This is a genomic window from Pseudomonas oryzagri (assembly GCF_020831405.1).
Classification (GTDB): domain Bacteria; phylum Pseudomonadota; class Gammaproteobacteria; order Pseudomonadales; family Pseudomonadaceae; genus Geopseudomonas; species Geopseudomonas oryzagri.
Map to the genome: position 1 here is coordinate 264,815 of NZ_JAJHPU010000043.1, position 12,877 is coordinate 277,691.

The 12,877-nt window shown below is 70.9% G+C and carries 7 protein-coding genes and 1 riboswitch; of the genes, 5 read left to right on the forward strand and 2 right to left on the reverse strand.

Translation table 11 applies throughout. The annotated features are described in order from the left end of the window. Positions 1-81: 81 nt before the first annotated feature. Positions 82-1,149, reverse strand: coding sequence for a putative urea ABC transporter substrate-binding protein (locus LMJ29_RS17885; RefSeq protein ID WP_229606877.1), 1,068 nt, complete (start codon positions 1,147-1,149; stop codon positions 82-84). A 63-nt stretch (positions 1,150-1,212) separates the two neighbouring features. After that, positions 1,213-1,321: riboswitch (guanidine-I (ykkC/yxkD leader) on the reverse strand. Between the two features lie 209 nt (positions 1,322-1,530). Here LMJ29_RS17885 and LMJ29_RS17890 point away from each other — a divergent pair. From LMJ29_RS17890 to LMJ29_RS17910, 5 genes are all read left to right on the forward strand, one after another. Next, entirely contained in the window at positions 1,531-2,304 is a 774-nt protein-coding gene (locus tag LMJ29_RS17890) for an adenosylcobinamide-GDP ribazoletransferase (protein WP_229606878.1), read from the forward strand. Positions 2,305-2,474: 170 nt separating this feature from the next. After that, complete coding sequence (locus tag LMJ29_RS17895) at positions 2,475-5,831, forward strand: transglutaminase family protein (protein WP_229606879.1); 3,357 nt, start codon at positions 2,475-2,477, stop codon at positions 5,829-5,831. A gap of 241 nt (positions 5,832-6,072) precedes the next feature. After that, positions 6,073-8,616 carry a circularly permuted type 2 ATP-grasp protein gene (locus tag LMJ29_RS17900; RefSeq protein WP_229606880.1) on the forward strand — a complete coding sequence of 848 codons (2,544 nt, stop codon included), beginning with the start codon at positions 6,073-6,075 and terminating at the stop codon, positions 8,614-8,616. Then, a complete protein-coding gene (locus LMJ29_RS17905) occupies positions 8,613-9,527 on the forward strand; it encodes a transglutaminase family protein (protein WP_229606881.1) in 915 nt (304 codons plus the stop codon). Before LMJ29_RS17900 ends, LMJ29_RS17905 begins: the two co-directional genes overlap by 4 nt. A 285-nt stretch (positions 9,528-9,812) precedes the next feature. Then, positions 9,813-10,652 carry a mechanosensitive ion channel family protein gene (locus LMJ29_RS17910; RefSeq protein ID WP_229606882.1) on the forward strand — a complete coding sequence of 280 codons (840 nt, stop codon included), beginning with the start codon at positions 9,813-9,815 and terminating at the stop codon, positions 10,650-10,652. A 61-nt stretch (positions 10,653-10,713) separates the two neighbouring features. Here LMJ29_RS17910 and LMJ29_RS17915 read toward each other — a convergent pair whose 3' ends face one another. After that, complete coding sequence (locus tag LMJ29_RS17915; RefSeq protein ID WP_229606883.1) at positions 10,714-12,621, reverse strand: ATP-binding protein; 1,908 nt, start codon at positions 12,619-12,621, stop codon at positions 10,714-10,716. Positions 12,622-12,877: the final 256 nt, after the last annotated feature.

Genomic DNA, 12,877 nt, shown 5'->3' on the forward strand with positions numbered 1-12,877 from the left:
GCGGTGTCGGGCTTGGCTCCCGCGCGGACGGTTCGACGCCTCGACGTAGAAACGATCAACGCGGGAACGAGCGGCGGCGTCTTACAGCTTGCCGTCCGCCGCCATCTGCATGTAACGCGGCTCGAAGCGCAGCTTGACGTTGCCTTCGTCGCCGCGCACCACGCCGCCGGCGAAGCGCATGCCCACCGCATCGGCGCTCGGTGCGCCCTCGCCGAGCAGGCCGTGGGCGAAGGAGAACTCGGCGACCTTGCCCATGGTTTCGCGCAGGCGGCCGCTGCTGGTGAACTCCACGGCGTCCTTGGCCGAATAGAACATCTTGGTGGCGGCGAGCTGCGCCTCGAAGCCGGCCAGGTCGGTGCCCGAGGCCTTGGCCATGTGTTCGCGGGCGGCCTTGCCGGCCGGGGTGTCGGCGGCCATGGTGGCCATGATTTCGTACCAGGCGCCGGTCAGCGCCTTGCCCAGCGCCGGGTTGTCTTCGAGGGTCTCGCTGTTGACCACCATCAGGTCGATGATCTCGCCGGGGATCTCGCTGGAGTCGAACACCTTGCTGACCTTCGGCGTGGCGACCACTTCGGCGAGCAGCGGGTTCCAGGTGGCCACCGCCTTCACCTCGTCGCTGGCGAAGGCGCCGACCAGGTCGGCGTCCGAGGTGTTGACCACCTTGAGGTCCTTCTCGGACAGGTTGGCGCGCTCCAGGCCGCGGGCCAGCAGGTAGTGGGAAACCGACAGCTCGACCAGGTTGACCGGCGTGCCCTTGAGGTCGGCGAGGGTCTTGTTCTCGCCCTTGATGACGATGCCGTCGTTGCCGTTGGAGAAGTCGCCGACGATCAGCGCGGTGGAATCGACGCCGCCGGCGGCCGGGATGGTCAGGGCGTCCATATTGGTCATGGTGCAGCCGTCGAACTGCCCGGCGGTGTACTGGTTGATCGACTCGACGTAGTCGTTGAGCTGCACCACGTCGATGTCGATGCCGTACTTCTTCGCCCACTTGTCGACGATGCCTTGGGTGGTGCCGTATTCCCACGGCATCCAGCCGGCGTAGATGGTCCAGCAGACGCTGAAGTGCTCCTTGGGAGCGGCCTGGCTGGCGAAGCTGATGAGGGCGGCGAGGCTGGCGGCGAGGGCGGCTGTCAGGCGGGGCTTGCGCATGGGATACCTCCGGTTCGGTTGAGGACGGGCAGGAGCGGCGCGGCGTATTCGGATACGTCGTTCGTCTCCCGGGCTTTTGTCCCGCCGTGTAACCTCGCTGAGGTCGCCAACTCTCGGACCAGTCGCCCGCAATCCGCTGGATCGGCGGGCCGGAACCCTAGTCGGCCATTTGCAAATTGTGGTGCCGCTGCCCGCATGGCGGGTGACTCCTGCGCGGATTCCTTAAAGCGAAAGGCGTGCCAGTTTTGCCGAGGCCGCATGGCGCGCGGCCTGCGCGCGTGCTCGCGGTCTTTTTCCGCGCCTCTGGCCGCTGCCTGGGGGCGCTGCTGGTGCGATGGACGCCCCGAAATGGGGCATTTGCCGCCCCGTGGCCGGCCGCGTATGGTGGCGGCCGTTTTCCCCGGCCGCCTGGAGCCACCCGTGAGCCTGCCCTTGCCCCTGCTGATCGCCCTGCAATTTCTCACCCGCCTGCCGATCCGCCTGCCCTATATGCCCGAACCCGAGCAGCTCGGTCGTTCGCTGCTGTGGTATCCGCTGGTCGGCCTGCTGCTGGGCATCCTGCTGGCGGCGCTGGCCTGGGCGTTGGGCGGGGTGGACACGCCGCTGGCGGCGGCCCTGGTCCTCGCCCTGTGGGTGCTGGCCAGCGGCGGCCTGCACCTGGACGGCCTGGCCGACACCGCCGACGCCTGGGTCGGCGGCCTGGGCGATCGAGAGCGCACCCTGGCGATCATGAAGGACCCGTGCTGCGGGCCGATGGCCGTGGTGACCCTGGTGCTGGTGCTGCTGCTCAAGTTCGTCGCGCTATGGGCGCTGCTCGATGCCGGCCGCTGGCCGGTTCTGCTGCTGGCGCCGCTGCTCGGCCGCAGCGCGCTGCTGCTGCTGTTCCTCGGTACGACCTACGTGCGCCGGGGCGGGCTGGGCAGCGCCATGGCCGAATATCTGCCGGCGCGCGCCGGCTGGCGCGTGCTGCTGGCGGCGGGGCTGGCCTGCCTGCTCGGCGGCGGGTCCGGGGTGCTGGCGCTGGGCGTGGCGCTGGTCGCCTTCGCCCTGTGCCGGCGTGCCCTGTTGCGGCGCATCGGCGGGACCACCGGGGATACCGCCGGCGCCGTGCTGGAGCTGGTGGAGTGCGCCGTGCTGGTGGCCGTGGCGCTCTGAGGACGGCCGGCGAGGAGGGCCGAAAACGTGCACGACGGGCGGCAACTTGCGTGCATGCTGCGTCATCTTGGTGCTTTACTCTGCGCTGGACCCCGGGGACTGGCGGGTTTTGCAGCATTGGCGCAGATCTTGCCTAGTCGGGATATTGCTCTGGCACGCAGGAGGCCGCCGTGTCGATCCATGTTGCACTGCATCACGTCACCCACTATCGCTACGACCGCCCGGTCAACCTCGGACCGCAGATCGTTCGCCTGCGCCCGGCGCCGCACAGCCGCACGCGCATCCTCTCCTACGCGCTGAAGGTGCAGCCCGAGGGCCACTTCATCAACTGGCAGCAGGACCCGCAGGGCAACTACCTGGCGCGCCTGGTGTTCCCGGAGAAGACCGAGGAGTTCCGCGTCGAGGTCGACCTGGTGGCCGAGATGGCGGTGTTCAACCCGTTCGACTTCTTCCTCGAGCCCTACGCGGAAAAGATTCCCTTCGCCTACACCGAGGGCGAGCGCCTGGAGCTCGCGCCCTACCTGGCGACCCTGCCGGCCACTCCGCTGCTGGCCGACTACCTCTCGACCATCGAGCGCACGCCGACGCCCAGCGTCGACTTCCTGGTCGGCCTCAACCAGCGTTTGGCGCGCGACATCCGCTACCTGATCCGCATGGAACCGGGCGTGCAGACGCCCGAGCAGACCCTGGAGAAGGCCTCCGGCTCCTGCCGCGACTCGGCCTGGCTGCTGGTCCAGCTGCTGCGCCACCTGGGCCTGGCCGCGCGCTTCGTGTCCGGCTACCTGATCCAGCTCACCGCCGACGTCAAGGCGCTCGACGGCCCGAGCGGCACCGAGGTGGACTTCACCGACCTGCATGCCTGGTGCGAGGTGTACCTGCCGGGCGCCGGCTGGATCGGCCTCGACCCCACCTCCGGGCTGTTCGCCGGCGAGGGGCACATCCCGGTCGCCTGCAGCCCCGAGCCGTCGTCGGCGGCGCCGATCAGCGGCGGCGTCGACAAGTGCGAGGTGGAGTTCGCCCACGACATGCGCGTCGAGCGCGTCTGGGAGGCGCCGCGCGTCACCCTGCCGTACAGCGACGCGCAGTGGCAGGCCATCGACGCCCTCGGCCAGCAGGTCGACGCCGACCTGGCCGCCGCCGACGTGCGTCTGACCATGGGCGGCGAGCCTACCTTCGTCGCCATCGACTACCCCGACGACGCCGAGTGGAACACCGCCGCGCTCGGTCCCAACAAGCGCCGCCTGGCCGCCGAGCTGTTCCACCGCCTGCGCACGCACTACGCGCCGCAGGCGCTGGTGCATTTCGGCCAGGGCAAGTGGTATCCCGGCGAGCAGCTGCCGCGCTGGTCGCTCAACTGCTTCTGGCGCAAGGACGGCGAGCCGGTCTGGCGCGATCCCGCGCTGCTCGCCGACGAGGGCCTGCACTACGGCGCCGACGAGCGCCTGGCGGCGCGCTTCCTCGCCACCCTGGCCGGGCACCTGGGCCTGTCCGGCGAGCAGGTGTTCGCCGCCTACGAGGACTGGCTGTACTACCTGTGGCGCGAACGTCGCCTGCCGGTCAACGTCACCGCCGAGGACGCGCGCCTGGCCGATCCGCTGGAGCGCGAGCGCCTGCGCAAGGTGTTCGACCAGGGCCTGGAGCAGGTGGTCGGCCACATCCTGCCGCTGGCGCGCAGCGTCGACGGTTCGCGCTGGGAGTCCGGCGCCTGGTTCCTGCGCGACGAGCACTGCCGGCTGATCCCCGGCGACTCGCCACTCGGCTACCGGCTGCCGCTGGACTCGCAGCCGTGGGTCAGCCAGAGCGACTACCCCTACGTGCAGGCGGCCGATCCGAACCAGAGCTTCCCGCCGCTGCCTGGCCATACCGCGATCCGCCAGCAGCTGCGCCGGGCGCCGGCGCGGGCCGCCAGCACCCTGGCCGAGGCGGGCTACGCCGCGAGCGCCGGCGCCGGCACGGGCGGCGAGCGTGCCGCCCTGCAGGCCGAGGACGCGCCGGGGCGCTTCCAGTCCGCCGCCGGCATCGTGCGCACCGCGCTGTGCGCCGAGCCGCGCGACGGCCGCCTGTACCTGTTCATGCCGCCGCTGGCGCGCCTGGAGGACTACCTGGAGCTGGTCGCCGCCATCGAGGCGACCGCCGCCGAGCTGCGCTGCCCGGTCATGCTGGAAGGCTACGAGCCGCCGGCCGACCCGCGTCTCACCCACTTCCGCGTCACCCCCGACCCGGGCGTGATCGAGGTGAACATCCACCCGGCGGCCAGCTGGGACGAGCTGGTCGAGCGCACCGAGTTCCTCTACGAGGCGGCCCGCCTGACCCGGCTGTCGTCCGAGAAGTTCATGATCGACGGCCGCCACACCGGCACCGGCGGCGGCAACCACTTCGTGCTCGGCGGCGCCACTCCGGCCGACTCGCCGTTCCTGCGCCGCCCGGACCTCTTGCGCAGCCTGATTTCCTACTGGCACAACCACCCGTCGCTGTCCTACCTGTTCAGCGGCCTGTTCATCGGCCCGACCTCGCAGGCGCCGCGCGTCGACGAGGCGCGCAACGACGCGCTCTACGAGCTGGAGATCGCCTTTGCGCAGATGCCCGAGCCGGGCGCCGAGTGCCCGCCGTGGCTGGTCGACCGCCTGCTGCGCAACCTGCTGGTCGACGTCAGCGGCAACACCCACCGCGCCGAGTTCTGCATCGACAAGCTGTACTCGCCGGACTCCAGCAGCGGCCGCCTCGGCCTGCTCGAGCTGCGTGCCTTCGAGATGCCGCCGCACGCGCGCATGAGCCTGGCCCAGCAGGTGCTGCTGCGCGCGCTGGTGGCGCGCTTCTGGAACGAGCCGTACCGCCCGCAGCGCCTGGTGCGCTGGGGCACCGAGCTGCACGACCGCTTCCTGCTGCCGCACTTCGTCGAGCAGGACTTCCGCGACGTGCTGCACGAACTGGGCGAAGCCGGCTACGCCTTCCGTCCCGAGTGGTTCGCCCCGCATTTCGAGTTCCGCTTCCCCAGCCTCGGCGACTTCGCCGTGCAGGGCATCGACCTCGAGCTGCGCCAGGCGCTGGAGCCCTGGCACGTGCTGGGCGAGGAGGGCGCCGTCGGCGGCACCGTGCGCTACGTCGATTCCTCGCTGGAGCGCGTGCAGGTGCGGGTGACCGGCATGGCCGCGGACCGCTACGTGCTGACCTGCAACGGCGTGCCGGTGCCGCTGACGCCCACCGGCGCGGTCGGCGAGTTCGTCGCCGGCGTGCGCTTCCGCGCCTGGCAGCCGGCGTCCTGCCTGCAGCCGACCATCGGCGTGCACGCGCCGCTGGTGCTCGACCTGGTCGACACCTGGATGAACCGCTCGCTGGGCGGCTGCCAGTACCACGTCGCCCATCCGGGCGGGCGCAACTACGCGAGCCTGCCGGTCAACGCCTACGAGGCGGAAAGCCGGCGCCTGGCGCGCTTCTTCCGCCACGGTCACACGCCGGGCAAGGTCGCCGCGCCGCAGCCGGGGGAGAACCGCGAGCTGCCGATGACCCTCGATCTGCGCAGGACCTGAGTCGCGTAGGGTGGGTTAGGCCTGCGGCCGTAACCCACCAACCGGCCGCGAGGCCGGCCAGGAGCGCTGCCTGACGGCATCGTAGGGTGGGTTACGCCGCGGCGCGGCTGACCCACCCTACGATCGAGCTTTCCCCGCCCTTGGTCGCGGGATGCGCGAAAGCGAGGGCTGCTACCCTCGTCCCACCCGGTCCCTGCGGGGGCCGGGGATGCATTACAACAGGATGCCCACCGAGTACCCCATGTCCGATCTGCTTGCCCACTACCGGCGTAGCGACGCCGTCTACCACGAGCTGCTGGATGCCAAGGGCGAGGTGCGCCCGCACTGGCAACAGATGCTCGGCCATCTGCGCCGCTGCACGCCGGCGCAGCTGCGCCAGCGCCAGGCCCTGCTGGCCCGGCAGATCCAGGAGAACGGCGTCACCTACAACGTCTACGCCGACCCCGACGGCGCCGACCGGCCGTGGGAACTCGACCTGCTGCCCAACATCATCCCCGCCGAGGAGTGGCAGGAGCTGGCCGCCGGCGTGGCGCAGCGCGCGACCCTGCTCAACGGCGTGCTCGCCGACATCTACGGCCCGCAGCGGCTGATCGCCGACGGGCTGCTGCCGGCCGAGCTGGTGTTCGGCCACAACAACTACCTGTGGCCGTGCCAGGGCGTGCAGCCGCCGGGCGACACCTGGCTGCACGTCTACGCCGTGGACCTGGCGCGCGCGCCGGACGGCCGCTGGTGGGTCACCGCCGACCGCACCCAGGCGCCCTCGGGGGCCGGCTACGCGCTGGAGAACCGGCAGATCGTCTCGCGCGCCTTCCCCGAGCTGTACCGCGACCTGCGCGTGCAGTACCTGGCCGGCTACTTCCGCACCCTGCAGGAAACCCTGGCGCGCCAGGCGCCTTCTGACGGCGAGACGCCGCTGGTGGTGCTGCTGACTCCGGGCCGTTTCAACGAGACCTACTTCGAGCACCTCTACCTGGCGCGCCAGCTCGGCTATCCGCTGGTCGAGGGCAGCGATTTGACCGTGCGCGACAGCACCGTCTACCTGAAGACCCTGGACGGTCTCAAGCGCGTCCATGCCCTGCTGCGCCGCCTCGACGACGACTTCTGCGACCCGCTGGAGCTGCGCACCGACTCGGCGCTCGGCGTACCCGGCCTGCTCGATGCGGTGCGCCAGGGCCGCGTCCTGGTGGCCAACGCCCTCGGCAGCGGCGTGCTGGAGTCGCCCGGCCTGCCGGGTTTCCTGCCCGGCATCTGCGAGCGCCTGCTCGGCGAGCCGCTGCGCCTGCCGTCGATCGCCAGCTGGTGGTGCGGCGAGCCGCCGGTGTTCGAGGAGGCGCTGGAGAAGCTCGACGAGCTGCTGTTCCGCGCCGCCTTCCCGTCGCAGCAGTACAGCCCGCAGTTCGGCCCCGAGCTCGACGCCGGGCAGCGCGCCGAGCTGGCCGAGCGCATCCGCCAGCGCCCCTACGCCTACGTCGGCCAGGAGCGTCCGCTGCTTTCCCAGGCGCCGATCTGGCACGCCGCCAGCGCCCGCCTGCAGACGCGGCCGATCGGCATGCGCGTGTTCGCCGTGGCAGGCCCCGACGGCTATCGGGTGATGCCCGGCGGCCTGACCCGGGTGGCCGCCAGCGCCAGCGCCACCACCCTGTCGATGCAGCGCGGCGGGGCGAGCAAGGACACCTGGGTGCTCGGCGAGCGCCACGTCGCCAGCGAACCCTGGCAATGGATGCGCTCGCTGGGCGTGGCCGACGTGGTGCGTAGCGACCCCTACCTGCCGTCGCGGCTGGTGGAGAACCTGTTCTGGTTCGGCCGCTACTGCGACCGCTGCGAAGGTACCGCGCGGCTGTTGCGCATCATGCTGTCGCGCTACGTCGACGACGGCGACGACCCCGACGCGCTGGAGGCCGCGGTGGCGGTGGCCGAAGGCCTGGGCCTGCTGCCCGATGCCAAATCGCGCGCCGCCGGCAAGGGCAAGGACGAGGAGGATGGCGAGACCGAGGTCGAGCTGACCCTCGAACAGCGCCTGCTGCAGGCGGTGACCAGCAAGGACTGGCCGTTCAGCCTGCGCGCCAACCTGCTGCGCATGCAGTGGGCCGCCGCCAGCGTGCGTGGCCGGCTGTCGCGCGAGAACTGGCAGGCGCTGGTCGAGCTGCACCAGGAGGTGCAGGGGCTGGCCCAGGAGGAGGCCGATCCCGGCGAGCTGCTGGAGTTTCTCGACCGCCTGCTGATGTCGCTGGCCGCGCAGTCCGGCTTCGCGCTCGACGACATGACCCGCGACGACGGCTGGCGCTTCCTGATCATCGGTCGGCGCATCGAGCGCGTGCAGTTCCTCGCCGAGAGCATCGCCGGCCTGCTGCACAGCCCGGCGGTGCACGACCAGGCGGCGCTGGCCTGGCTGCTCGAGCTGGGCAACAGCAGCATCACCTATCGCACCCGCTACCTGGCGGCGCCCCAGCTGATCCCGGTGCTCGACCTGCTGCTGCTCGACGGCCAGAACCCCCACGCCGTGGTGTTCCAGCTGCGCCAGCTGCACCGCTCCCTGGAGATCCTCGGCGAGCGCCTGGAGCTGGGGACCTTGCCGGACCTCAAGGCCCTCGACGAGCGACTGTCGACCTGGAACCTCGGCCGCCTGGAGTACAACCCGTTCCACGAAGGCATCGATGTCGCCGCCCTCGACGCGCTGGGCGAGATGCTGCAGGACATCGCCGCCGCCGCCGGGCAGCTTTCCGACCACCTCGGCCTGCGCTTCTTCGTGCACGTCGACGCCAGCCAGCAGACCCAGTCGCTATGACCAGCGTTCACTACCGCATCCTTCACGACACCCACTACCGCTATGCGGCGCCGGTGTCGCTGGCCCAGCAGCTCGCCCACCTGTGGCCGCGCGAGAGCCCCTGGCAGCGCTGCGCCGCCCGCGAGCTGACGGTCAGCCCGGAGCCGACCCGCCGCGTCGACGGCCTCGACGTGTTCGGCAATCCGCTGACCCGCCTGGCCTTCGAGCGGCCGCACGACGAGCTCGAGGTCTGCGCGCGCCTGGACGTCGAGGTGCTCGCCCGGCCGACCCTGCGCCTTGCCGACTCGCCGGCCTGGGAGCGGGTCGCCCACGATCTCAGCTACTCGGGCAAGCCGCTCGGTGCCGAGGAACTGGAGGCCGAGCGCTATCGCTTCCAGTCGCCCTACGTGCACATCAAGCACGGCTTCGCCACCTTCGCCGACGACTGCTTCACCGCCGGGCGGCCGCTGCTGCTGGCGGCGCAGGCGCTGATGCGCAAGATCTTCCGCGAGTTCACCTACGATGCCGCCGCCACCCAGGTGGCCACCCCGCTGACCCAGGTGCTGGAAGAGAAGCGCGGGGTCTGCCAGGACTTCGCCCACCTGATGCTCGCCTGCCTGCGCTCGCGCGGCCTGGCGGCGCGCTACGTCAGCGGCTACCTGCTGACCCAGCCGCCGCCCGGCCGGCCGCGGCTGATCGGCGCCGACGCCTCGCACGCCTGGGTGGCGGTGTGGTGCCCGCGCCAGGGCTGGGTCGACTTCGACCCCACCAACAACCTCTTGCCGGCGCTGGAGCACATCACCCTGGCCTGGGGCCGCGACTTCGCCGACGTCTCGCCGCTGCGCGGGGTGATCCTCGGCGGCGGCAGCCACGATCCCGAGGTGCGGGTGACCGTGATGCCGCTGGCGGAGGCGCGGTCGCGCGGGATCTGAGCGCCTGCTCGCGCTCGGCGCCGCGCCGGCCCTGCTGCGTTGCAGCGCAGCGAGGCGGGTAACAGGCGCTGGCCGGCCCGCGCCCGCGCGGACGACTCGGCAGGAGCGAGTGGTGATGATCGGCAGCGGCGAACTCCGCTTTCTCGACCGATTCCGCGGAACCGCCGAGGGCACGGCGGGCTTTGGCTGGCGAGCTCGCGAACAGGCCTTACGGGCTCTGGGGCGGCGTTTTTCCGGGAAACTGCTAGCTTTTTTGGAGTCAATCACTCCGCGCAGGTGTTTCCCATGGATGAACAAACTCTGATCGTCGCCAGTACCGAGAAGGCCAGCCAGCTCTGGCAACTGGTCATCGACTACGGTTTCGCCTTCGGCGTGAAGATCATCGTCGCCCTGGTCTTCTGGGTGGTCGGTCGCTGGTTGATCCATTTCACCATCGGCCTGATGCAGCGCACCCTGACGGGCAAGCGCGTCGACCCGACCGTGCTGCGCTATCTCAGTTCGTTCCTCCTCGTCAGCCTCAACATCCTGCTGATCGTCGGCATCCTCGGCTACGTCGGCGTGCAGACCACCACCTTCGCCGCGCTGATCGCCGCGGTCGGCCTGGCCATCGGCCTGGCCTGGTCGGGCCTGTTGGCCAACCTGGCGGCCGGCGGCTTCATCATCGTGCTGCGTCCGTTCAAGGTCGGCGACGTCATCTGCGCCGGCGGCGTGACCGGCACCGTCACCGAGATCGGCCTGTTCGCCACCACGATCAATACCCCGGACAACGTGCGGACCCTGGTGGGCAACAACAAGATCTTCACCGACAACATCCAGAACTTTTCCGCCAACCGCTACCGCCGCGTCGATCTCAAGGCCCAGCTGTCCGCCACCGCCGACTGGCAGGCGGTGGCGGAGCAGCTCAGGCAGCGCGTCGCCGCCATCGACAACGTGCTGGCCGAGCCGGGGGTGGACGTGGCGATCCTCGACTTCAACCTGGTCGGCCCGGTGCTGGCGGTGCGTCCGTACTGCCACAACGACCACTACGGCCAGGTCTATTTCGAGACCAACAAGGTGATCAAGGAAACCCTGGGCGAGGCCGGCTTCCCGGGGCCGGTGCCGGCGCAGACGGTGATCGTCCAGTAGGTCGGCGGCGAGCCGGCCTGCACCTGTCCGCAGCGGGCGCGATCCTGCCGGATCGCCGCCCTCAGCCGCTCAGGAATGACTGGTGAATCTCGCTGCCATAGCGGCGGATGATGTCCAGCTTGGCCTTGTGCAGCGCCGCCGCGTCGTGGGGTTTGCCGGCGCGTTCCACCGCGCGGCGCGCCAGCTCGTCGGAAATCACGTCCATGAACAGCTCGGCCAGCAGCAGGCGGGCGGAGTCGCGGAAATGGCCGCGGCCGTCGACGTACAGCTGCACGGTCGGCGCCGCGGTGTTGATGAGGATCTTGCGCTCCTGCGGGCTGTACACCGCGCGGTCCAGCTCGTTGTCGAGGTGGCGGAACTCGTAGCCGAGGAACATGCGCTCGCCGTGGTCGTGGGGCGGCCGCCGGTAGGCGGGGTGAGCCGCCGGCGCGGCCCGCGCGGCGCCATGGTGGTGGGCGTGGTGGGCGGCCTGCTCGGCCACCACCAGTTCGCACCAGGCCCAGTAGCTGCCGGCGCGCACCAGGATCTCGCCGCGGCTGCCGGCGGTCGCGCCGCTCACCGTCCACTCCACCCTGCCACCGGCGGGCAGCTCGCCGAGCGGCATCTCGCTCGGCGCCGGGTCGATGCGCAGGCCCTCGGCCAGGCGGTACTCGAAGCGCAGCACCGCGTCGGCGGCCAGCTGGCCGGGATCGACCAGCAGGGCGACGTGGAACGGATGCCCGGCCGCGCGGTAGTAGAAGGGCGTGGAAAAGCGCAGCGCCGCCGGGCGCTCGGTCAGCGCGTCGAAGGTGCTTTCGGCGGGCGGCGGGCTGAGGCCAAGGTCCTTAATGGCGGCGCGGCTCATGCGCTCGAGCAGGTGCTCGATCATCTGGCTGGTGCGCCCGGACGCGCTGGCGTGCTCCAGGTGCCTGAGCTTCTCGCGCTCGGCCAGCACGCAGGGCGCGATCATCGCGCTGACCGCCCGGGCGAACGCCGCGACGAAGGGCTCCTTGCGGTTGAGTCCCTCGCGCTCGTCGCTGATCACCGCCATGCCCTGGCCGAGCTTTTCGAGCAGCGCCGGGCACTCCACGCTGCCGAACAGGTACTCGGTGCCCAGCTGGTTCTCGTAGTCGAACAGCTGGCAGTCGAGCACCGCCGTGCCGGACAGCACCAGCAGGCCGTTGCTGCGCTCGTCGCCGCGGCTGCTCAACTCGGCGTCGAGGGCGCGCTTGAGGGTCAGGGTGAACGGGTAGCTGTGCTCTTCGTGGACGAACTGGCCGGCTTGCGCCGGGCCGATCAGCACGGCGGCCGGCGGCTCCTGATAGCGCACCGGGCCACTCTGCTCGAGCACCTTGCCGTGCTGGGTGTGCACCAGCTCGACGGTGCGCCGGCGCAATACGTCGCGCAGGTAGAAGTTGCCGGCCAGCGCCTGCACCAGCGAGCGGAAGTGCGGGATGGTCACCTGCGGGTGGTCGGTGACGATGGTCACCCGCGTGCCGTTGCCGGGCGCGCCCAGCCGCTCGTGGTCCTTGGCGCGCGCCGGGCGGTCGCCGTCGCCGTCGTCGTACAGGTAGCCGCCGTGCTGGTCGCGAAACAGCTCGATGCGCGACAGGCGCCCGGTGCGGAGGGTCTCGATCCAGCCATAGCCCAGCCCGTAGATGGCCTGCTTGAGGCCGCGGCCGAAGTAGCCGCGCCCGCCGCCCTCGCCGCGCGCCAGCGGGCTGTGCGCCCCACCGTAGGCGAGGATGAAGCGCGCCTGGGCGAAGCTCATGCCCTCCGCCTGGTCGGCGACCGACAGCGCCGCGCCGCCCTGGTGACGCTCGTAGTGGATGCGGATCAGCCCGCTCACCGCCACACCGGCCTGCTCCAGCCGGCCGTAGCTGTCGTCGGCGTTGGTGATCAGTTCGACCAGGGCCTTTTCGACGGAGGCGAAGCGCCGCGAGTCGATGTCGATCACCCGCTGGTCCACGGGAATGGGGGAAATGGCCATGCGCGGCTCCTCGCCCGGCCTGCCGGAAGGCCGTTCAGGGAAAGGGTAGTCAATTGCCATCGGCGATGGCGCGACGGTCTTGAAGGGGGCGATGAGCGCGCCGTTCCGGGCAGGCGCGGCAGCCGCGGCGGCCTGGCTCGGCGCGGTGGTCCAGGCCGACCGCACCGCTTCGAGGGCCAGCGGCTTGCTTGCCGGAAGGGGCGCTGCGCTGCACTATCGGCGCTCGACTTTTCGGCAGTGCAACCACATGGAGGCA

Bases quoted from the DNA above. Each gene is read 5' to 3' on its own strand.
- LMJ29_RS17905 (WP_229606881.1), top strand. From the start codon at position 8,613: ATGACCAGCGTTCACTACCGCATCCTTCACGACACCCACTACCGCTAT.
- LMJ29_RS17910 (WP_229606882.1), top strand. From the start codon at position 9,813: ATGGATGAACAAACTCTGATCGTCGCCAGTACCGAGAAGGCCAGCCAG.
- LMJ29_RS17890 (WP_229606878.1), top strand. From the start codon at position 1,531: ATGGTGGCGGCCGTTTTCCCCGGCCGCCTGGAGCCACCCGTGAGCCTG.
- LMJ29_RS17915 (WP_229606883.1), bottom strand. From the start codon at position 12,621: ATGGCCATTTCCCCCATTCCCGTGGACCAGCGGGTGATCGACATCGAC.
- LMJ29_RS17885 (WP_229606877.1), bottom strand. From the start codon at position 1,149: ATGCGCAAGCCCCGCCTGACAGCCGCCCTCGCCGCCAGCCTCGCCGCC.
- LMJ29_RS17900 (WP_229606880.1), top strand. From the start codon at position 6,073: ATGTCCGATCTGCTTGCCCACTACCGGCGTAGCGACGCCGTCTACCAC.